Source organism: uncultured Cardiobacterium sp., from assembly GCF_938028825.1.
Taxonomy (GTDB): domain Bacteria; phylum Pseudomonadota; class Gammaproteobacteria; order Cardiobacteriales; family Cardiobacteriaceae; genus Cardiobacterium.
In genome coordinates, this window is record NZ_CALIZP010000091.1 from 1 (window position 1) to 19,946 (window position 19,946).

Below are 19,946 nucleotides of genomic sequence, written 5' to 3' on the forward strand. Positions count from 1 at the left end.
TGTTTGAGGGCGTAGATGCCCGGCAGGTGGCGCAGGTAGCCGTGATAATCCATGCCGCAGCCGTAGATGTAGCGGTCTTCGACTTCGCAGCCGATGAAGTCGGGTTTGTAGTCGGCGACTTTGCGGTCGTGTTTTTTGTTGAGCAGGACGGCGCTGCGCAGGCTTTGCGGGTTCTGCGCCTTGAGTTCGCCGATGATGGCCTTGATGGTGATGCCTTCGTCGAAGATGTCGTCAATGAGCAGGATGTGTTCGCCCGCGATGGCGGCAGTCGGGCGCATTTTCCAGATGAGCTCGCCGCTGCCGATGTTGTCGCGGTAGCGGGTGGCGTGCAGGTAGTCCATGCGGTGGAAGAAGGAAAGGCGGGTGAGCAGTTGTCCCGCCGGGATGAGGCCGCCGTTCATGACGATGAGGATGAGCGGGTTGAGACCGGCGTAGTGCAGGTTGAGCTGGGCGGCAAGGTGGTCGTAGGCGGCGTTGATGCGGCCGCTGTCGATGAGGCATTCGCTGTGCCGCAGGACGTTTTCGAGTTCTTGGTTGCTGAGGTGTTGCATGGTCAGTAGCTCAGGGTTGTGGTGTTGTTGTTCATGATTTCGCCAACGATGTAGCCGCCGCTGACGACTTCGCTCACTTCAGCGATGAGGTTGTCGCCCCATTTTTGCACGACGAATTTGCTCGCCTTGATGACAACGCCGCTCTGGTAGGCTTCTTTGATGAGGTCGTAGAGGGTTTCGCCGCTTTTGCGCGGGGATTCGATTTTGTCGGCAACGCCCCGGATGGCGAGTTCGCCCGCGCGTCCGGCAAGGATGATTTCGGTGTGATAATCCATCGAGGCGGCGATGGTGGCGTGATAGACGGGTTCGAGGATTTCCGTGCCGTTTTGCGGGTCGCTGTTCAGGATGATGATGACGAGTTTTTCTGCCATGGGGTGCTCCGGTTCAGGCGGGCATTATACGAGGTCGGCAGCGTGGGCTTGCAGCAGTTCGCAAGCGGTGCGGTAGTGGGCGGCGGCAGTTGCCGCATCAATGGGGCGGGCGCGCAGGGCGGCGAGGCGGCGGGCGCTGTTTGCCGCATCGGGGTGGTGATAGTCGCGGGTCAGTGCCTGGCGGATTGCGGCGAGGTCGTTGCACATCAGTGTCACATCGGCACCGGCATCGAGGGCGGCCTGGATGCGGTCGCCGGGATTGGCAATGCCTTGCGCGCCTGCCATGTCAAGGTCGTCGCTGATGACGGCACCGTCGAAACCGAGCTGACGCAATGCGGCAATATGCAGGGGCGAGTACCCGGCGGGGCGGTCGTCGATGTCGGGATAGACGATGTGCGCGGGCATCAGTGCTTCGATGCCGCCGGCGATGTGGTGCCGGAAGGGGTAGAGGTCGGCTTCGCGTTCGGCAGGGCTGCGCGGGTCGTGCGGCAAGGTGTGGTGCGAGTCGCCGCTCACACGCCCGTGCCCGGGGTAGTGTTTGCCGACAGCGGCCATGCCGCATTGACACAGGCCGCACCGCAGGGCATCGGCGAGAACGGCGACGACGGCAGGATTGGCGTGATAGGCACGCTCGCCGATAACGGTGGAAACGGGCGCGGCGAGATCAAGGACGGGGGTGAGGCTGAAATCGATGCCGTATTGGCGCAGTTCGCAGGCGATAACGACACCTGCCGCCTCGGCCAGTCGGCAGGCGAGCAGCGGACGGCGGTCAAAGCAGCGGCCAAAGGCGGCGGCAGCGGGGATGGCGGTGAAACCGTCGCGGAAACGTTGCACACGTCCGCCTTCGTGGTCAACGCAGAGCAGCAGGTCGGGGCGCGCAGCGCGGATGGCGGCGCAGAGTTGGTGCAGTTGATCCGGCGCAGCATAATTGCGGCTGAACAGGATGACGCCCGCGCAGGCGGGTTGGCAGATTTGTGCGCGCTCGTGCGCTTGCAGATGCGTTCCCTCAATGCCGATGATAACCGCGCTCATGTGCCTCCCCTGATAAATGGCGCGATTTTATCACGGCGGCCGGGGCGTCCTGTTTCGCCCGTGCGTCACGCGTCTGCGGCGTAATTTTGTGCTTGACCGTTTTGGGGTTTTCCTGTTTAATGCGCGTCCTTTCCAAGGCCAAGTAGCTCAGTTGGTAGAGCAGCGGACTGAAAATCCGCGTGTCGGTGGTTCGATTCCGCCCTTGGCCACCACCATTTTCCGTTATTTCAAAGATTGTATGAGGTCCGGCTATGTCCCGCATCTGCCAGGTGACCGGTAAAAAGCCGATGGTCGGCAACACCGTTTCCCACGCAAATAATAAAAACAAACGTCGTTTTCTCCCCAATATCCAGGAACACCGCTTTTGGGTTGAAAGTGAAAACCGCTTCGTCAAACTGAAAGTTTCTGCTCACGGGATGCGTATCATTGACAAGAAAGGCATTGACGCCGTTTTGCAAGAGATTCGCGCTCGCGGTGAAAAGGTATAAGGAGTGAGACATGGCCAAGAAAACCGCTCGTGAAAAGATCCGCCTCGTTTCTTCCGAAGGCACCGGACACTTCTACACCACCACCAAAAACAAGCGCAACATGCCGGAAAAAATGGAAATCAAGAAGTTTGACCCGGTTGCCCGCAAACACGTCATCTATAAGGAAGTCAAGATCAAGTAATCGTCGGCTACCTGTCTCGAAAACCCGCGCAGGCGGGTTTTTTTATAACCCATATTCACCGCATGCTTCTTTCCGCTCAACATCTTGCCCTGCATCGTGGCAGACAAACCATTCTGCGTGATGCGTCATTGGTTTTGCACTCCCGCGAAGTGGTGGCGCTGATTGGGGGCAATGGTGCCGGTAAAACCACCTTGCTGGAACTTTTGACGGGTGCATTAACGCCGGATGCAGGCGTTGTCCGCTACCAGGCAGGCTTACCTGCTTTCTGGCTGGGTTATCTACCGGACAAGGCACCGCTTTATCCGCAGTGGCGGGTGCGCGAGTTTTTGTTGATGTGTGCGCAGATGCGCGGTGTGGGTGACTGTAAAGCAGCACTGGCCGATGTTGTGCAACGTTGCGCTTTACAAGCAGTGGCGCATAAGCGCTGCGGCGAATTGTCACATGGCTATCGGCAGCGGGTCGGTCTGGCGCAAGCATTGATTCACAAACCGCCCCTGTTGGTACTGGATGAACCCACCAATGGTCTGGACAGCAACCAGCGCCTGCTGTTGCGCCCGCTGCTGGCAAGTCTGGCGGACAGTTGTTGCGTGTTGATGACCAGTCATGACTGGGACGAAGTACTCGCCACCGCACACCGTGTTTACCACTTGCATGACGGTGTACTGCGCGAAATCGTTATTCCCCGCCCGGCAGGGGCGCATATTTGGGTCGCCTGCGAGAGCGCCGCACAGGCGCAGGCCCTGCCCAATCCGGATTTGCGGGACGGACGCTTTGCTGCCTTTGCTTATGATGGCACTGCCGCAGCGCGGCAGTCGTTGTGGCAGCAGCTGGCGGCGAATCCCGCTATCTGCGCGTATTACCCCGCTTACCCGCGTGACGCTTTTCAGGAAAAACTCGATGCTGTGGCGCAGCCTGTTACATAAAGAATACCGCCTGCTGGCGACCCCGGCATTTTTTTCCGCCCTTGCCGCGTCATGGCTGGCGCTTGGTCTGTATCTTGCCGGTGGCTTGGTGGAATATCAGGCGATTGCACCCAAGCTGGCGGGACTGGAAAACCGGCGTGGCGCGACGGAAACCCTGCTCGGCAGTGCCGCGCAGCTGCTGCAATGGCTGATGATCCTGTGGACGATTTACTTTGGCGCGCGCAGCCTCGCCGGGGAAAAACTGTGGCACACCGACGTATTACTGCGCGGCGTACGCGGCGGCCTGCCTCGCCTGCTCGTCGGCAAAACCATCGTGCTGCTGAGCGCGCTGACCCTGCTCACCCTGCCGTTCTGGCTGACTGCCGCCTGGATTGCGCGCAGCAACCTGTGGGACGGCAAACTGCTCTTGGCACTCCTCTTGGCGCAAATCTTCATCGCCCTCTATGCCACCTTACTCTCGCTTACCATCTCCGCTTCGCAGAAACAGCCGCTGCCCGCTTCATTGCTGTTGGCGCTCTTCTGGCTGCTGCTGTGGTTGCTGCCCGTGCTGACCACCTCCCCACCGTGGCTGATGGAAATCCTGAGCTGGCTCTCGCCCTTTGAACACCTCAGCCTGCTCTATCGCGGCATCGCCACCATGCAGACCCTGCTCTACATCACCATGCACAGCCTGCTCTTTCTCACCCTGATGCCCCTACTTTGGACACGCAATTCCCGATGAAAACCTTCCTCCTCGAATACGGCCTGTTCCTGGCCAAATCCCTGACCGCCCTCGTCTGCCTGCTGCTCGCCGTTGTCGGCATCGCCGCTGCCAAGCGGGACAAAGATGATGACGAAGACAAACTCGAAATCCGCTCGCTGAACGAGTACTACGAAGCACAACAAGACCGCCTCTACGAAACCCTGCTTGACAAAAAAGCCCTGAAAGCGCGGCAAAAGGCGCAGAAACAGGCGGGAAAAGACAACGACGACAGCCAGAAACCGCGCATCTTCGTCCTCGATTTCGACGGCGACATCGAAGCCTCGGCAGTGAAACAACTGCGCGAACACATCAGTGCCGTCATCCAGATTGCCAACACCGAAGACCGCGTTCTGCTGCGCCTCGAAAGCGGCGGCGGGCTGGTACACGCCTACGGCCTCGCCGCCTCGCAACTCGCCCGCCTGCGCGCGCGACAAATCCCGCTTACCATCGCCGTGGACAAAGTTGCCGCCAGCGGCGGTTACATGATGGCCTGCATTGCCAACGAAATCATCGCCGCCCCCTTTGCCATCCTCGGCTCCATCGGCGTCGTCGGTGCCCTGCCCAACTTCAACGAACTGCTCAAACAGCACCACATCCGCTACGAAGAACACACCGCCGGCGAACACAAACGCAGCCTCACCCTCTTCGGCGAAAACAGCGAAGCCGACCGTCGGCAATTCCGCCACGAACTCGCCGTCACCCACGATCTCTTCAAGCAGCACATCCATGAATACCGCCCGCAACTGGACATCGACGCCCTCGCCACCGGTGAAACGTGGTATGGTGTGCAAGCCGTAGAAAACCGCCTGATAGACGCCATCGGCACCAGCGACGACTACATCCTCGCGCATCTGCATAGCCACCGGCTGCTGCAACTCGAAGAAAAAAGCAAACAGCGCTGGTACGACAAACTCAAACAGCGCTTTCTCGGCCATCTCAGCGCCCGCCCGCTGAAAGCGCGCCTCCGCTGACAATCCCTGTGAAAACAAACAAAAAGGAACTGTCATGAACATAACCGAACTCGAGCCCCGTGCGGTTTGGCAATACTTTCACCAGCTGACACAAATTCCCCGCCCCACGCACCAAGAAGAAGCCATTGAGCAATACATCCTCGACGAAGCGGGACGCCTCGGCCTCGAAGCCGAACGGGATGCACGCGGCAACGTCCGGGTGCGAAAAGCAGCGAGTGCGGGACGCGAGAACGAGCCGGGCGTCATCCTGCAAGCGCACCTCGACATGGTGCCGCAGAAAAACAAAGATTCCAGCCACGATTTCAGCAAAGACCCCATCCGCACCATTGTGGACGGCGAATGGGTGCATGCCGACGGCACCACCCTCGGTGCCGATAACGGCATCGGAGCCGCCATGGTTCTCGCCGTGCTGGCCGACAAAACCCTCAGCCACCCGCCGCTTGAAGGTCTCTTCACCGCCAGCGAAGAAACCGGCCTCGAAGGCGCGCTGGAAGTCCAGGCAGGCTGGCTGAACGGCAGCATCCTGCTCAACCTCGACTACGAAGACGAAGGTGAACTCTGCATCGGCTGTGCCGGTGCCGTCAACGGCAGCTACACCCTGCCGCTGCAATACGAACCCCTGAACGGACAAGGCTACCACCTGCACGTACGCGGTCTCAAAGGCGGGCACTCCGGCATCGAAATCCACCTGCAACGCGGCAACGCCATCAAAATCCTCGCCCGCGCCCTGCAAACCCTGCATGACGACAAAACCAACGCCCTGCGCATCATCAGCCTGAACGGCGGCGACCTGCGCAACGCCATCCCGCGCGAAGCCGATGCCCTGATTACCCTGAGTGGCAGCAACCTCGCCGCCGCCCAACAAACCCTGCAAGAACTCACCGCACACATCCGCAACGAACTGCCGGCCGAAGACCACGGTTTGACCATCAGCCTCGAACCGGCGGAAACCGTCAACCGCGCCCTCAGCGAGCAAAGCACCGCACAAACCATTGCCGTGCTGCGCAACCTGCACAACGGCGTGGACCGCATGAGCATCGACATTCCCGCACTCGTCGAAACCTCAAACAACCTCGCCGTTGTCGAAACCAAAGACAACGCCCTGCACATCGGCTGCATGCTGCGCTCCTCGGTGGACAGCGCCCGCGAAGACCTCGCCGCACGCATCGAATGGCTCGTCAGCCTCGCCGGCGGCAGCAGCGAATACAGCGGCGCCTACTCCGGCTGGCAACCGCTGCCGCACTCCGAACTCGTCGAAAAACTGAAAAAAATCGGCGCCACCATCTACGGCGACGACATGCCGGTCAAAGCCGTACACGCCGGTCTCGAATGCGGCATCCTCTTCACCAAATACCCGCACTGGCAAATGGCTTCCTTCGGCCCGACCATCGTCTCGCCGCACTCGCCGAATGAAAAAGTCAACATCGCCAGCGTCGAACGCTGCAACCGCTGGCTGCGCGCCTTCCTGCAAAGCCCGTCGGCCTAGCTTCGTCATAAAACGGCTGAAACGGCAATAAAAACACCGCACCGCGTCCGGCGAGACAATGGTGCGGTTTTTTTATCGCGGGCTGTTGTCCATCATCATCCACCAGCATTGGCTCGCCTGACCGGGCACCCATAAAAATCACTACGCGATGGGATGAATATTTTCACGAGAGGCCTATTCATGAAAAATTTTTGCCGCGTATGAAGGCCGCCAAGAAAAAACGGGGCATACAGCCCCGTTTTTCCTGGCGGCGATGCCGTCAGGCGATGGTGATGCTTTTGTCGAGATAAACATCCTGCACCGCGTGTAGCAGCGCGACGCCTTCATCAAAGGGTTTTTTGAAGCATTTGCGGCCGAGGATGAGGCCCATGCCGCCCGCGCGTTTATTGATGACGGCGGTGCGCACCGATTCCGCCTTGTCGCTCGCGCCGCCTGCCGCGCCGCCGGAGTTGATGAGGCCGATTCTGCCCATGTAGCAGTTGGCGAGCTGGTAGCGGGTAAGGTCGATGGGGTGGTCGGTGGTGAGTTTGCTGTACACCAGGTCGTCGGTGTTGCCGAAGCCGATTTTGCGGTAGCCGTCGTTGTTTACCGCCTGTTTCTGCTTGACGATGTCCGCGCCGATGGTCACGGCGAGGTGGTTCGCCTGGCCGGTGAGGTCGGCGGCGCTGTGGTAGTCGACGCCGTCGTGCTTGTAGGCGGGGTTGCGCAGGTAAGCCCAGAGTACGGTGAGCATCCCCAGTTCGTGCGCGCGGGTGAAGGCTTCGGCGACTTCCTGAATCTGGCGGCGGCTTTCCGGCGCGCCAAAGTAGATGGTGGCACCAACGGCGACCGCGCCGAGGTCAAACGCCTGCTCGACGGTGGCGAACATGGTCTGGTCGTGCAGCGGCGGCAGGGTCAGCGTTTCGTTGTGGTTGAGTTTGACCAGGAACGGGATTTTGTGCGCGTATTTGCGCGCGACGCTGGCGAGTACGCCGTAGGTGGATGCCACCGCATTGCAACCGCCTTCGATGGCGAGTTTGACGATGTTCTCCGGATCAAAGTATTGCGGGTTGACGGCGAAAGACGCCCCCCCGGAGTGCTCGACGCCCTGATCCACCGGCAGGATGGAAACGTAACCGGTGCCGGCGAGGCGGCCGTGATCAACGATTTGCTGATAGGCGCGCAACACGGCGGGCGAGCGGTCATTCTGCGCGAAAACGCGGTCGATGTAATCGGGGCCGGGCAGGTAGAGGTTCTCTTTCGGAATCGCGGTGCAGCGGTGGTTGAGCAGGGTATCGGCTTCTTGGCCGAGCAGTTGTTGCAGGTTTTGCATGATGAATCTCCGTGCGTTCAGAGGATGGGATGGCGCGATGGCCGCTGCACAGTATAGCGCGATGAAATGTGATTCTCACATATTATTGTGGTTTTTTGCGCAGTATTGATGGGGTTTGTCCACATCGTGCCGTGCAGGCAGAAAAAAAGCGCCTTGCGGCGCTTGGTGGCGGGAGAAAAGAGGTTATTGATAGTAGGCGACTTCAACCGGCAGGCCACTTTCTTCGCGCACCACGGCGTCGATGAGGTCGTTCGATACTTGCAGGCCGCGCGAGGCGACGCTTTTATGCACGGTTTCGCGTGCTTCGGCGATGTTCTGCTCAAGGGTGCGCGCATCTTCGCCGAGCGGCGCATGAAATTCGAGGTACATGCTGTCGCCGAACCAGCCCACTTTCATCGGCTGGTTGATGATGTTGACCTTGGTGCCGACGGGCACCATGCCGAAGAGTTCTTCGATGCCTTCGGGGTAGAGGCGGATGCAGCCGTGCGAGACGCGCATGCCCACGCCTTCGGGTTTGTTGGTGCCGTGCAGCAGGTAGGCTGGGTTGGAAAGCCGCATGGCGAAGAGACCGAGCGGGTTGTCCGGGCCGGCGGGGACAACGGCGGGCAGCGGATCGCCGTTGGCGGCGTGTTCGGCGCGGATAGAGGCGGGCGGTGTCCAGGTCGGATTGGCTTTTTTCTCGCTGATGCTGAGGATGCCTTTCGGCGTGCCCCAGCCTTCGCGGCCGATGCCGATGGCGAATACGTGGACGACATTGCTGTTCGGCGGGTAGTAGTAGAGGCGCATTTCCGGCAGGTTGATGACGATGCCTTCGCGCGGTGCGTCCGGCAGGATGAAGCGGGTCGGCAGGAGGATTTGTTCGCCTTCGCGCAGATAGAGGCCGTCCACGCCCTGATTGGCGTGTTCCATGGCGTCGTAGCCGATGCCGTATTCACGGCCGATATCGGCAAACGTTTCGCCCTGTTTGGCGCTGATTTGCTGCACCCGGCCGATAACGTTGATGTCGGCGGGCGGCAGGTCGTATTTTTCGGCGTGGGCCGCTGCCGCGAGCAGGGCGACGGCGGCGAGCATGGTTTTTTTCATGGGAGCTGTCTCGGTTTATTGTTGCGGGGATGCGGGCGGGCTTTATATCAGGTCAGGGCGCATCAGGCTAATGAGCGGTTTTTCACGAAGCCTGGGACCGCCGAATCCGGGCGGCGAAAGTTCCACCTGAAATCTGTGGCAAACACACATATAATTACCAAGAGAAACACAAGAAGCCACAGAAACCACCGCCTGCTCACTCAACAAACCACGGAGCCAACCATGACCGACGCCGACATCGCCCGCCAGGCCACCATGCAACCCATCGACGCCATTGCCGCCAAAATCGGCATCAGCGCCGACGAACTCGAACACTACGGCAAATACAAAGCCAAAATCCGCCCGCGCGCGAGCGACAAGCCGGGCAAACTTGTCCTCGTCACCGCCATCAACCCGACACCGGCAGGCGAAGGCAAAACCACGGTCACCATCGGCCTTGCCGACGCCTTGAACCGTCTCGGCAAAAAAACCGTCATCGCCGTGCGCGAACCCTCGCTCGGCCCCGTCTTCGGCATCAAGGGCGGTGCGGCCGGCGGCGGCTACGCGCAGGTGCTGCCGATGGAAGACATCAACCTGCATTTCACCGGCGACTTCCACGCCATCGGTGCCGCCAACAACCTGCTTGCCGCCCTCATCGACAACCACATCCACCACGGCAACGCCCTGGAAATCGATCCGAAGCGAGTCACCTGGCGCCGCGCGGTGGACATGAACGACCGCCAGCTGCGTAACATCATCAGCGGCCTCGGCAAAAGCGTGGACGGCACCCTGCGCCCGGACGGCTTCGACATCACCGTGGCGAGCGAAGTCATGGCCTGCTTCTGCCTTGCGCGCGACCTTGAAGATCTGAAAAACCGCCTCGGCGACATGATCGTCGCCTGGAACAGGCGCGGCGAACCCGTGTACGCCCGCGACCTGCACGCACAAGGCGCGATGGCGGCGCTGCTCAAAGACGCCGTCAAACCCAACCTCGTGCAAACCATCGAAGGCACGGCGGCGCTCGTGCACGGCGGGCCGTTCGCCAATATCGCCCACGGCTGCAACAGCCTCATCGCCACCCGCGCCGCCCTCGCCCTCGGCGACTACACCGTCACCGAAGCAGGCTTCGGCGCCGACCTCGGCGCGGAAAAATTCATCGACATCAAAAGCCGCAAAGGCGGCCTCAAACCCGATTGCGCTGTCATCGTCGCCACCGTGCGCGCCCTCAAATACAACGGCGGCGTCGCCAAAGACGCGCTCACCGCCGAAAACGTGGACGCACTCGGTAAAGGCTTGCCGAACCTGCTGAAACACATCGCCAACCTCAAAAACGCCTTCGGCCTGCCGGTCGTCGTCGCTATCAACCGTTTCGTCAGCGACAGCGACGCCGAACTCGCTCTCATTGAAAAAACCTGCGGCGAACACGGTGCGAAAGTCGCGCTGTGCGAAGTGTGGGCACACGGCGGCAAAGGCGGCGAAGACCTCGCCCGCGCCGTCATCGACGCCTGCGAAAAAGGCGAAAGCCGCTGCGCCCCGCTTTATCCGGACGATATGCCGCTCGTTGACAAAATCCGCACCATCGCGCAGAAAATCTACGGCGCGGCGGACATCGCCCTAAGCGACGACGCGCGCAAAACCCTCGCCGATCTGGAAAAACTCGGCTACGGCAACCTGCCCGTGTGCATGGCAAAAACCCAGTATTCGCTCTCCGACGACCCGAAAGCGCTGGGCTGCCCGCAAGGCTTCACCCTGCACATCCGTGAAGTACAAATCGCGGCGGGCGCGGGCTTCGTCATTGCCATCACCGGCAGCATCATGAAAATGCCGGGTCTGCCGAAAGCGCCCGCCTCGAACAACATCGACGTGGATAAAGACGGCAACATCACCGGACTGTTCTGAACCGTGCCGAAAACGCACGAAAAACCCGCCGTGAGGCGGGTTTTTGCGGCGTACTCGCAGACTGTTTCCCGGAGCGGTGTCATGCGTCCACGCCCACCAGCGTTACCTTGATGCCGCGCCGGTTCAATGCGGCGATGAAGGCGGTATCGGCGCCGCTGTCGGTGATATAGTCGTTTCAAATAGGACTGATACGGTGTTGGCTCGCCTTGCCGTGCTGTCTGTACTGTCTTAGGCTCGCCGCCTTGTCTCAATCCTATTTGAAACTGACTATACATCAAGCACCGAATCCGTATTGATATGTTGGTTTTGTTCGCTTTGTCTTGCGCTGTCTGCGGTTGTAGTACAGAGTGCGCAAGCATGGGCGGCAGTTCTGTTTGCCGCTTTTTCCTGTCGCTATACCAAAATCAAAAATAACTCGCCGCAGGGCGTGTGGTCGCCCGCCGAAACCATGCGGATGGCGGGATAAAGCCCGCTACGAACGCCGTTTTATTTCCCGGTATTGGTATTAGTGGAGTTTTTTATGTGCAAAGTCAGCGAAATGATGCGTTATAAAAAGGAACGGCGGGTGCCGTCTTCTGTTGGCTTTGTTATGCACTGAGCGAGGTTGTTATGTTACTTACGCAAATGCTTGACGCCGGGCATGTCAATTTCAAGGCGCGCTGCGCCGACTGGCAGAGCGCCATTCATGCGGCTTGTGAGCCGCTGGTGGCAAGCGGCGCGGTGGACGCCGCTTATGCCGATGAAATCATCGCCAGCATCGAACGATACGGGCCGTATATCGTCATCGCGCCGGATATTGCCATGCCGCACGCGCAGGGGAATGCAGCCAGTGTTCATCAGACGGCGGTGTCGTTCATGAAGGTGCATGAAGCGGTCGCCTTTGATCTTGATGACCGTGGGAAAGACGCGCGCCTGTTTTTTACCCTCGCCTCAAAGAATCACGAGCGGCATCTGGAAAACATGTCAATGCTGGCGGTGATGCTTGATAACGAGGCGCTGATTGCCGATTTGCTCACGGCGCAGAATAGTGACGACCTGCGCGCCATCGCCGCCAAGTATCGGATTTAGTTGACGGGGTTGCGCGGGCTGCCGGGACGCGCGGCATATTCTCCTGCCGTCGGGCGCCGTCGTATCCTCAAATTTTCCTGGTTATCCACACATCTTTTGTGCGTTTCCACTATCAATGCGCCGGATGATGTGGAAGTTTCCTGTTGGCTATTAATGCGTCTGCTGCCGCTGTTTATAAGCGGCCTGCGCTGAAATTTTAAGGCATTGCAGCGATTGCAGATTTTATTTCCCATAAATCCACAGGAAAACCGATTGCTTTGCACATCGCCTTGCTCTAATATCCACCCGTTTTTCACATAACGAGAGGTTCATCATGTCGTATGCAGTTGCGGTAATCGGTTTGGGTGCGATGGGTATGGGAGCGGCGCAGTCCTGTGTGCGCGCCGGTCTCGATACGTATGGTGTGGATTTGTCTGCGCAGGCGCGCGACGTTTTGCAGGCTGCCGGCGCGAAAGCGGTCGCGGCATCGGCGGATGGTTTTGCCGACAAGCTCGATGCGGTGCTGCTGCTCGTGGTCAATGCCGCGCAGGTGGAGGCTGTACTCTTCGGCGAAAGCAAGCTCGCTGACAAGCTCAAGCCCGGCACGGTGGTGATGGTTTCTTCGACGATTGCCGCGCAGGATGCCCGCCGTTTTGGCGAGGCGCTCGCCGCGCGCGGTCTGCTGATGCTGGATGCGCCGGTTTCCGGCGGCGCGGCGAAAGCGGCAGCGGGCGAGATGACGGTGATGGCGGCCGGTGATGACGCGGCGTTCGCCAAGTTGCAGCCGGTGCTGGATGCGGTCGCGGGCAAGGTGTACCGCTGTGGCAAGGACATCGGTCAGGGCGCGACGGTCAAGATCATTCACCAGCTGCTCGCCGGGGTGCATATTGCCGCCGGGGCGGAGGCGATGGCGCTGGCTGCCAAGGCCGGGATTCCGCTCGATTTGATGTACGACGTGGTCACGCACGCCGCCGGCAATTCGTGGATGTTCGAGAACCGCATGAAGCACGTTGTCGATGGCGACTACACGCCGCTGTCGATGGTCGATATTTTCGTCAAGGATTTGGGCTTGGTGACGGATACGGGCAAGGCGCTGCGTTTCCCGCTGCCGCTTGCGTCCACGGCGTTCAATATGTTCACCGAGGCGAGCAATGCCGGGCATGGCAAGGAAGACGACAGCGCGGTAATCAAGATTTTCAGCGGCATCGAATTGCCGAAAAAAGGGGGCTGAGATGTTGCAGTTAGGGGTAATTGCCGACGATTTCACCGGCGCAAGCGACATCGCCAGCTTTTTGACGGAGAACGGTCTGCGCACGGTGCAGATGAACGGTATTCCGGCGCGCGCCCTGCCGGACGGCGTTGATGCGGTGGTGATCAGCCTGAAATCGCGCTCGATTGCCGCGCAAGAAGCGATAGCGCAGTCGCTCTCGGCGTTGCAGTGGTTGCAGGCGGCGGGCTGCCAGCAGTTTTTCTTCAAGTATTGTTCGACGTTTGACAGCACCGCCGCCGGCAATATCGGCCCGGTGACGGATGCGCTGCTCGATGCGCTGGGCGAGGATTTCACGGTGATTTCTCCCGCGCTGCCGGTCAACGGGCGGACGATTTTTAACGGCTATCTGTTCGTCGGCCAGGTGCTGCTCAATGAATCGGGGATGCAGAATCACCCGATTACGCCGATGCGCGACGCCAGTCTGCCGCGCCTGATGGACGCGCAGGCGCGCGGCAAAACAGGTCTGGTCGCCTATCCGGACATGGTGCAGGGCGCGGCGCACGTCAGGGACTGCTTTGCCCGTCTGCGCGCAGACGGCTACCGCTATGCGGTCGCCGACAGTGTCGATAACGCGCAACTGGCGGTGCTGGCCGAGGCCTGCCGCGATTTGCGCCTGGTCACGGGCGGTTCGGGGCTGGGCGCGTATCTCGCGGCGCTGCTTTCCGGCGGCAAGAAGGGCGATAACGCCTTTGTGCCGAAGAAAGGGGCGACGGTGGTGCTCTCCGGCTCGTGTTCGGTGATGACCAACAAGCAGGTCGCCACCTATAAGGCCGTCGCGCCGCACCGCTTCGTCGAGGCGCAGGCCTGCATCGAGCGGGGCGCGGACTATGCCGCCGAACTCGCCGCCTGGGTCGTCAGCCATTTGGACGATAAGCACGCACCGCTGCTCTACGCCACCGTGCCGCCGGATGAGCTCAAAGCCATTCAGCAGCGTTTCGGTATGGAAAAATCCAGCCACGCCATTGAACAGGTGTTTGCCGCCGTCGCAGAAAAGCTGCGCGCGCAGGGCGTGGTGAATTTCATCTGCGCGGGCGGGGAAACGTCCAGCATCGTCGTGCAGCGTCTCGGCGTGGACGGCTTCCACATCGGCAAGCAGATTGCCCCCGGCGTGCCGTGGCTGCGCGTGCTCGATGGCGAAGTCTATCTCGCGCTGAAATCCGGCAACTTCGGCACTGAGGATTTCTTCGCCTACGCGCAGGGGATGTTCGCATGACCGAGCTTGAGCAAAAAAACCAGATGGTGGCGCTGGCGGCGTCGCTGTTTAACCGGGGTTACAGCGTCGGCGGGGCGGGCAACCTGTCCTGCCGCCTGGACGGCGGGCGTTTCCTCGCCACCCCCACCGGTTCCTCGCTGGGGCGGCTGACGGCGGAACGGCTGTCGGTGCTGGATGGCGACGGCAAGCTGCTCGCCGGCGACAAGCCGAGCAAGGAGTCCGTCTTCCACCTCGCGCTGTACCGCAAGAATCCCGCTTGCAACGCCATCGTCCACCTGCATTCCACCTACCTCACCGCGCTTTCCTGCCTGCAAGGGCTGGATCCTGCGAACGCGTTCAAAGCATTCACGCCGTATTACGTCATGCGCGTCGGCGCGCTGCCGGTCATCCCGTATTACCGCCCCGGCCACCCCGACATCGCGCGTGAACTGGAAGCGCGGGCGCTCACGGGACGCGCCTTCCTGCTCGCCAATCACGGCGTGGTGGTCACGGGCAGCGACCTCACCGATGCGGTGGATAACACCGAAGAACTGGAAGAAACCGCCAGACTGCATTTCATCCTGCGCGGCGAAAACATCCGCTATCTGACGGATGACGAAGTTAACGATCTGAAAAACCGGGGGAAATAACCATGCCCAAATTTGCTGCCAACCTGACCATGATGTTTGCCGACCGCCCCTTCCTCGAACGCTTCAAGGCGGCGGCGGACGCGGGCTTCCGCTACGTCGAATACCTGTGGCCCTACGACTATCCCGCCGCCGAGCTGAAAGCGCTGCTGGACAAGCACGGCTTAAAGCAGGTGCTCTTCAACAGCGCGGCGGGCGATACGAAAAACGGCGAATGGGGGCTGACCGCCCTGCCGGGGCGCGAAAGCGAGGCACGGCGCGACATCGACCAGGCGCTGGAATACGCCATTGCCCTGGAATGCCCGACCGTGCACATCATGGCGGGCGTCGTCCCCGCCAGCGCTGACCGCAACGCCTATCTCAACACCTACATCGACAACGTGCGCTACGCCAGCGAACGCTTCCGCCCGCACGGCATCCACATCGTGCTGGAAGCCCTCAGCCCGCAGGTCAAACCGAATTACCTGCTGAAAAGCCAGTACGACACGCTTGCCGCCGTCGAAGCCATCGACCGCGACAACGTGCGGATCCAGTTCGACTACTACCACGCGCAGAACGTGGACGGGCAGTTGAGCGCGATGACCAAAGCGATGTTTGCGCGCATCGGCCACATCCAGATTGCGTCCGTCCCCGACCGCCACGAGCCGGACGAAGGCGAGGTGAACTACCCCTACATCTTCGCCCTGCTCGACGAACTCGGCTACGCGGGCTACATCGGCTGCGAATACAACCCGCGCGGCAAAACCGAAGACGGGCTGGGCTGGTTTGCGGCTTACCGTTAAACAGGCCGCCAAGCGGGATAAAACCTGGGGGCGTGTAGGGTGAGCCTTGGCCCACCATGAACAGATAGCCTTGCTGATGTTTGGTGGGCTAAAACCACCCTACGATTCGCATCGCCGCCAAGCGGAACCCCCAAATCCCTTCTCCCGCTTGCGGGGGAAGGAGAAAACAAACCGTCAAGCGAGATAAACCTGGGCTTTACGGGACGGAAAAAGCCCCTCACCCGGTGGGTGAGGGGTTGGGGTGGGGGTTAGAGAAAACGGGCGAAGCCCGACAAAACCCCGCCAAGCGGGATAAAACCTGGCCTTGCGGGACAGGGCTTGTTGCTAACGCAATTTGTCCAACTCCCATCCCAGCCTTCCCCAGCAGGAGAAGGGGATTACCCCGCCAAGCGGGATAAAACCTGACATCTCGCTTTGCCCGTCATTTCACACACTTTCATTCACACAACAGAGGCAACCCATGAAAAACATCGTCATCACTGGCGGCGCCGGCTTCCTCGGCCAGCGGCTTGCCAAAATCCTGCTGGCCAAGCGGCAGGATGTCCACCTCACCCTGGTGGATGTCATCAAGCCGACCGCCCCCGGCAACGATCCGCACGTAACCTGCGTGGAAATGGATCTGCGCGATCCCGCCCACCTCGGCAGCGTCATCACGCCGGCGACCGATGCCGTCTTCCACCTCGCCGCCATCGTCAGCAGCCACGCCGAAGCCGAACCCGACCTCGGCTACGAAATCAACTTCCTGGCCACGCGCAACCTGCTGGAAGCCATCCGCCACACCAAACCGTCCATCCGCATCATCTTTTCCAGCTCGCTCGCCGTCTTCGGCGGCAAACTGCCCGATGTCATCCGCGACGACACCGCTGTTACCCCGCAGTCCACTTACGGCACACAAAAAGGCATGTGCGAACTGCTGATTAACGACTACACCCGCAAAGGCTTCGCCGACGGCCTCGCCCTGCGCCTGCCCACCGTCTGCATCCGCCCCGGCAAACCCAACAAGGCCGCCTCGTCTTTCGTGAGCGGCATCATGCGCGAACCGCTGCAAGGTGAAGACGCCGTGCTGCCGGTCAGCCCTGCGCTGCGCCTGTGGCTGTCCAGCCCCGATACCGTCGTTGCCAACTTCATCCACGCGCTTGATATGCCTTCCCTGCCGCCGCGCGACTGGCACGTCATCAACCTGCCCGGCTTCACCATCAGCGTGCAGCAAATGCTCGACGACCTCGCCGCCATCAAGGGCAAAAACATCCTGCAACACATCAAGCCGCGACTCGATGAAGGCATCAACGCCATCGTCGCCAGCTGGCCGGCTGCGATCGACAACACCAGCGCCCTCGCGCGCGGTTTCATCTGCGACAGCGACTTCCAGAGCGTCATCCGCCAATTCATCGATAAAGACCTGCAAGGGGGATAACTCATGGAAACCACTGAAAAAGCCGTGACCACCGTGCTCGGCATGCCTCTGCCCATCATCGGCCTCCTGATTGCCATCTTCGTCCTGATCTACCTCGTGCTGCGCACCCGCGTGCACGCCTTCATCGCCATGCTTATCGCCGCATCCATCGCCGGCATCTGCGGCGGTCTGAGCGCGACTGAAACCATCAGCGCCATCAGCAAAGGCTTCGGCAGCACCCTCGGCAGCATCGGTATCGTCATCGGCCTCGGCGTGATGATGGGGCGCATCCTTGAAGTCTCCGGCGCTGCCGAAAAAATGGCGTTCAGCTTCATCAAGTTCCTCGGCGAGAAAAAAGAAGAATGGGCGTTGGCGATCACCGGCTACATCGTCAGTATCCCGATCTTCGTTGATTCCGCCTTCGTCGTCCTCTACCCCGTCGCCAAAGCGCTCGCCAAAAACAGCAAACGCTCGCTGCTCACCCTCGGCGTCGCCCTCGCCGGTGGCCTGGTCGTCACCCACCACACCGTGCCGCCGACCCCGGGCCCACTCGGCGTCGCCGGCATCTTCGGCGTAGATTTGGGCGCCATGCTGCTCTCCGGCATGTGCTTCGCCGTGCCTTGCGTCATCGGCATGGTGTACTACGCCAAATGGCTGGACAAACGCTTCCCCGAGTTCAACCAGCAAGCCTTCAGTGAAGACGAACTGCGCGACAAACTCGACGGCTACATCGAAAAACAACAGGCCAAATCCCTGCCCAGCCTGTTCCTTTCCATGCTGCCCATCGTCCTGCCGATCGTCCTCATCTTCGCCAAAGCCATCGTTGATCTCGTCGGCAAATACAGCTTCCCGACCGAAGAAGCCCTGAAAGCCTTCCAGGCCGGTGCCTTCTACCAAACCATCGCCTTTGTCGGTAACCCCATCATCGCGCTCGCCATCAGCGTACTGGTCGCCGTCTATACCCTGCTGCCGCAGACAAGCGTACATGACACCGCCAAATACCTTGAAGAAGGCGTGACCAGTGCAGGCATCATCCTGCTCGTGACCGGTGCCGGCGGCGCACTCGGCGCCATCCTGCGCGACAGCGGCGCGGGCAAAGAAATGGCCCAGCACATCGCCCAGCACCTGCCCTTCTCGCCGATCATGATTCCCTTCATCATCGCCACCCTGATGCGCTTCATCCAGGGTTCCGGCACCGTGGCGATGATTGCAGGTGCCTCCATCTCCATGCCGATACTCGCCGAAATCGAAGGTATCAACATGCTGATGGCCGCCAACGCCGCCACCATGGGCTCGCTCTTCTTCGGCTACTTCAACGACAGCCTCTACTGGGTGGTCAACCGCATGATGGGCATCGCCGACGTGAAAACCCAGATGATCGTCTGGTCTATCCCGACCACCATCGCCTGGGGTATCGGCGGCGCGCTGGTCGCTGTTGCCAACCTCATCTTCGGCCACGGCGGCTCCATCCTTGACCCGATCCTGCCGCTCGTCATCCTCGGTCTGGTCATGGCCTACGTCATGCACATGAACCGGAAAATCACCGCTTAACGACGACACAGGGCCCGCCACGGCGGGCCCTTTCGCTTTAGAAAACAGGGGAACACCATGCACCTGACACTACGCCGCCTCCTCCAAACCGCCTTCTGCGTACTCGGCCTCACCACCCTCGCCCAGGCAGAAACCACCTACCCGAACCAGGAAGAACACGAATGGGTCATCCCGAACTACCGCTTCACCAACGGCGAGACCCTGTCCGAACTGCGCCTGCACTACACCACCCTCGGCAACCCCGACGGCGAACCCGTCCTCATCCTGCACGGCACCACCGGCTCCGCACGCAGCATGCTCGAAAAGGGCTTTGCTGACGAACTCTTCAGCGCCGGTGCACCGCTGGATGCCGCCCAATACCGCATCATCCTGCCGGACGCCATCGGCACCGGCAAAAGCAGCAAACCTTCAGACGGCCTGCGCATGAAATTCCCGCGCTACACCTACGACGACATGGTCGATGCCCAATACCGCCTCATCACCGAGCACCTGGGCATCAAGCACCTGCGCCTCGTCCTGGGCAACTCCATGGGCGGCATGCACACCTGGCTGTGGGCGACCCGCTACCCGGACATGATGGACATCGCCGTGCCGATGGCGTCCTACCCGACTGAAATGGCAGGGCGTAACTGGATGATGCGCCGCCTGCTGGTCGATGCCATCAAAAGCGACCCCAGCTGGCAGAACGGTGACTACCGCGAACAGCCGCAGAACTTCCGCCGCACCTATCTCTTTTTCACCACCGCCACCAACGGCGGCGAACAGGCGCTGTACAAAGCGGGCAGCAGCAGCGCGGCAGGCGACGCCTGGCTGCAAGAACGCCTTGCCGCCCCCTTCAACGGCGACGCCAACGACTTCATTTACCAGTGGGAATCCTCACACGACTACAACGCCTCAGCCCATCTCGAAAACATCCGCGCCCACCTGCTCGCCATCAACTCCGCCGACGACGAACGCAACCCGCGCGTCCTCGGCATCATGGAACGGGAAATCTCGCGCATCCCGCACGGGCGCGAATACCTCATCCCCGCCAGCGAAAACACCCG

20 protein-coding genes and 1 tRNA gene are annotated in these 19,946 nt (G+C 60.7%); 16 read left to right on the top strand and 5 right to left on the bottom strand.

Annotated features, from left to right (window positions below; translation table 11 throughout):
* The 3 genes from Q0562_RS13260 to nagZ all read right to left on the bottom strand — a co-directional run.
* Nucleotides 1-551: hypoxanthine-guanine phosphoribosyltransferase (locus tag Q0562_RS13260; RefSeq protein WP_298645108.1), on the bottom strand; the 551-nt coding region annotated here is incomplete at its 3' end.
* A gap of 2 nt (nucleotides 552-553) precedes the next feature.
* On the bottom strand, nucleotides 554-922 hold the full coding sequence (locus tag Q0562_RS13265; protein WP_298645109.1) for a peroxiredoxin: 369 nt from the start codon (nucleotides 920-922) through the stop codon (nucleotides 554-556).
* Between the two features lie 24 nt (nucleotides 923-946).
* Nucleotides 947-1,954 carry a beta-N-acetylhexosaminidase gene (nagZ, locus tag Q0562_RS13270; protein ID WP_298645110.1) on the bottom strand — a complete coding sequence of 336 codons (1,008 nt, stop codon included), beginning with the start codon at nucleotides 1,952-1,954 and terminating at the stop codon, nucleotides 947-949.
* Nucleotides 1,955-2,090: 136 nt separating this feature from the next.
* Between nagZ and Q0562_RS13275 the strand changes: the two genes are divergently transcribed.
* The 7 genes from Q0562_RS13275 to Q0562_RS13305 all read left to right on the top strand — a co-directional run bounded on the left by Q0562_RS13275 (nucleotide 2,091) and on the right by Q0562_RS13305 (nucleotide 6,745).
* A tRNA-Phe gene (locus tag Q0562_RS13275) sits at nucleotides 2,091-2,166 on the top strand.
* 39 nt (nucleotides 2,167-2,205) lie between these two features.
* The gene (gene rpmB / locus Q0562_RS13280) at nucleotides 2,206-2,442 is read left to right on the top strand and encodes a 50S ribosomal protein L28 (protein ID WP_298645111.1); all 237 of its coding nucleotides are present in this window, start codon (nucleotides 2,206-2,208) and stop codon (nucleotides 2,440-2,442) included.
* 10 nt (nucleotides 2,443-2,452) lie between these two features.
* Nucleotides 2,453-2,623 carry a 50S ribosomal protein L33 gene (gene rpmG, locus Q0562_RS13285; RefSeq protein ID WP_298645113.1) on the top strand — a complete coding sequence of 57 codons (171 nt, stop codon included), beginning with the start codon at nucleotides 2,453-2,455 and terminating at the stop codon, nucleotides 2,621-2,623.
* A gap of 62 nt (nucleotides 2,624-2,685) precedes the next feature.
* Nucleotides 2,686-3,546 carry an ABC transporter ATP-binding protein gene (locus Q0562_RS13290; RefSeq protein ID WP_298645114.1) on the top strand — a complete coding sequence of 287 codons (861 nt, stop codon included), beginning with the start codon at nucleotides 2,686-2,688 and terminating at the stop codon, nucleotides 3,544-3,546.
* Nucleotides 3,521-4,267 carry a hypothetical protein gene (locus tag Q0562_RS13295; protein ID WP_298645117.1) on the top strand — a complete coding sequence of 249 codons (747 nt, stop codon included), beginning with the start codon at nucleotides 3,521-3,523 and terminating at the stop codon, nucleotides 4,265-4,267. Before Q0562_RS13290 ends, Q0562_RS13295 begins: the two co-directional genes overlap by 26 nt.
* Complete coding sequence (gene sohB, locus Q0562_RS13300) at nucleotides 4,264-5,259, top strand: protease SohB (protein ID WP_298645118.1); 996 nt, start codon at nucleotides 4,264-4,266, stop codon at nucleotides 5,257-5,259. The genes Q0562_RS13295 and sohB overlap by 4 nt, the downstream gene beginning before the upstream one ends.
* 34 nt (nucleotides 5,260-5,293) lie before the next feature.
* On the top strand, nucleotides 5,294-6,745 hold the full coding sequence (locus Q0562_RS13305) for an aminoacyl-histidine dipeptidase (protein ID WP_298645119.1): 1,452 nt from the start codon (nucleotides 5,294-5,296) through the stop codon (nucleotides 6,743-6,745).
* A gap of 259 nt (nucleotides 6,746-7,004) precedes the next feature.
* Here Q0562_RS13305 and Q0562_RS13310 read toward each other — a convergent pair whose 3' ends face one another.
* Both Q0562_RS13310 and Q0562_RS13315 read right to left on the bottom strand, forming a co-directional pair.
* On the bottom strand, nucleotides 7,005-8,057 hold the full coding sequence (locus Q0562_RS13310) for a class I fructose-bisphosphate aldolase (RefSeq protein WP_298645120.1): 1,053 nt from the start codon (nucleotides 8,055-8,057) through the stop codon (nucleotides 7,005-7,007).
* A 183-nt stretch (nucleotides 8,058-8,240) separates the two neighbouring features.
* On the bottom strand, nucleotides 8,241-9,140 hold the full coding sequence (locus tag Q0562_RS13315) for a L,D-transpeptidase family protein (protein WP_298645122.1): 900 nt from the start codon (nucleotides 9,138-9,140) through the stop codon (nucleotides 8,241-8,243).
* Nucleotides 9,141-9,362: 222 nt separating this feature from the next.
* Here Q0562_RS13315 and Q0562_RS13320 point away from each other — a divergent pair, with 222 nt between their 5' ends.
* From Q0562_RS13320 to Q0562_RS13360, 9 genes are all read left to right on the top strand, one after another.
* Complete coding sequence (locus Q0562_RS13320; protein ID WP_298645123.1) at nucleotides 9,363-11,018, top strand: formate--tetrahydrofolate ligase; 1,656 nt, start codon at nucleotides 9,363-9,365, stop codon at nucleotides 11,016-11,018.
* A gap of 609 nt (nucleotides 11,019-11,627) precedes the next feature.
* Complete coding sequence (locus Q0562_RS13325) at nucleotides 11,628-12,086, top strand: PTS sugar transporter subunit IIA (RefSeq protein ID WP_298645125.1); 459 nt, start codon at nucleotides 11,628-11,630, stop codon at nucleotides 12,084-12,086.
* Between the two features lie 313 nt (nucleotides 12,087-12,399).
* Nucleotides 12,400-13,296: an L-threonate dehydrogenase gene (gene ltnD, locus Q0562_RS13330; RefSeq protein WP_298645127.1), complete on the top strand. Its 897-nt coding sequence runs from the start codon at nucleotides 12,400-12,402 to the stop codon at nucleotides 13,294-13,296.
* 1 nt (nucleotide 13,297) lies between these two features.
* Nucleotides 13,298-14,548, top strand: coding sequence for a 3-oxo-tetronate kinase (gene otnK, locus Q0562_RS13335; protein WP_298645130.1), 1,251 nt, complete (start codon nucleotides 13,298-13,300; stop codon nucleotides 14,546-14,548).
* Complete coding sequence (locus Q0562_RS13340) at nucleotides 14,545-15,177, top strand: aldolase (protein ID WP_298645132.1); 633 nt, start codon at nucleotides 14,545-14,547, stop codon at nucleotides 15,175-15,177. Before otnK ends, Q0562_RS13340 begins: the two co-directional genes overlap by 4 nt.
* Before the next feature lie 2 nt (nucleotides 15,178-15,179).
* Nucleotides 15,180-15,956 (top strand): 2-oxo-tetronate isomerase, encoded by a 777-nt coding sequence (gene otnI, locus Q0562_RS13345; RefSeq protein WP_298645134.1) that lies wholly within the window; start codon nucleotides 15,180-15,182, stop codon nucleotides 15,954-15,956.
* 460 nt (nucleotides 15,957-16,416) lie between these two features.
* Entirely contained in the window at nucleotides 16,417-17,370 is a 954-nt protein-coding gene (gene denD / locus Q0562_RS13350) for a D-erythronate dehydrogenase (protein WP_298645135.1), read from the top strand.
* A gap of 33 nt (nucleotides 17,371-17,403) precedes the next feature.
* Nucleotides 17,404-18,900, top strand: a complete 1,497-nt coding sequence (locus Q0562_RS13355; RefSeq protein WP_366144803.1) for a gluconate:H+ symporter — start codon at nucleotides 17,404-17,406, stop codon at nucleotides 18,898-18,900.
* Between the two features lie 57 nt (nucleotides 18,901-18,957).
* A partial coding sequence (locus Q0562_RS13360) for an alpha/beta fold hydrolase (RefSeq protein ID WP_298645139.1) occupies nucleotides 18,958-19,946 on the top strand: 989 nt, incomplete at its 3' end.

Coding starts and splice junctions, on each gene's coding strand:
- otnK (WP_298645130.1), top strand. CDS start 13,298: ATGTTGCAGTTAGGGGTAATTGCCGACGATTTCACCGGCGCAAGCGAC.
- otnI (WP_298645134.1), top strand. CDS start 15,180: ATGCCCAAATTTGCTGCCAACCTGACCATGATGTTTGCCGACCGCCCC.
- nagZ (WP_298645110.1), bottom strand. CDS start 1,954: ATGAGCGCGGTTATCATCGGCATTGAGGGAACGCATCTGCAAGCGCAC.
- Q0562_RS13325 (WP_298645125.1), top strand. CDS start 11,628: ATGTTACTTACGCAAATGCTTGACGCCGGGCATGTCAATTTCAAGGCG.
- rpmB (WP_298645111.1), top strand. CDS start 2,206: ATGTCCCGCATCTGCCAGGTGACCGGTAAAAAGCCGATGGTCGGCAAC.
- rpmG (WP_298645113.1), top strand. CDS start 2,453: ATGGCCAAGAAAACCGCTCGTGAAAAGATCCGCCTCGTTTCTTCCGAA.
- Q0562_RS13295 (WP_298645117.1), top strand. CDS start 3,521: ATGCTGTGGCGCAGCCTGTTACATAAAGAATACCGCCTGCTGGCGACC.
- Q0562_RS13305 (WP_298645119.1), top strand. CDS start 5,294: ATGAACATAACCGAACTCGAGCCCCGTGCGGTTTGGCAATACTTTCAC.
- sohB (WP_298645118.1), top strand. CDS start 4,264: ATGAAAACCTTCCTCCTCGAATACGGCCTGTTCCTGGCCAAATCCCTG.
- Q0562_RS13315 (WP_298645122.1), bottom strand. CDS start 9,140: ATGAAAAAAACCATGCTCGCCGCCGTCGCCCTGCTCGCGGCAGCGGCC.
- Q0562_RS13310 (WP_298645120.1), bottom strand. CDS start 8,057: ATGCAAAACCTGCAACAACTGCTCGGCCAAGAAGCCGATACCCTGCTC.
- Q0562_RS13340 (WP_298645132.1), top strand. CDS start 14,545: ATGACCGAGCTTGAGCAAAAAAACCAGATGGTGGCGCTGGCGGCGTCG.
- ltnD (WP_298645127.1), top strand. CDS start 12,400: ATGTCGTATGCAGTTGCGGTAATCGGTTTGGGTGCGATGGGTATGGGA.
- denD (WP_298645135.1), top strand. CDS start 16,417: ATGAAAAACATCGTCATCACTGGCGGCGCCGGCTTCCTCGGCCAGCGG.
- Q0562_RS13265 (WP_298645109.1), bottom strand. CDS start 922: ATGGCAGAAAAACTCGTCATCATCATCCTGAACAGCGACCCGCAAAAC.
- Q0562_RS13290 (WP_298645114.1), top strand. CDS start 2,686: ATGCTTCTTTCCGCTCAACATCTTGCCCTGCATCGTGGCAGACAAACC.
- Q0562_RS13320 (WP_298645123.1), top strand. CDS start 9,363: ATGACCGACGCCGACATCGCCCGCCAGGCCACCATGCAACCCATCGAC.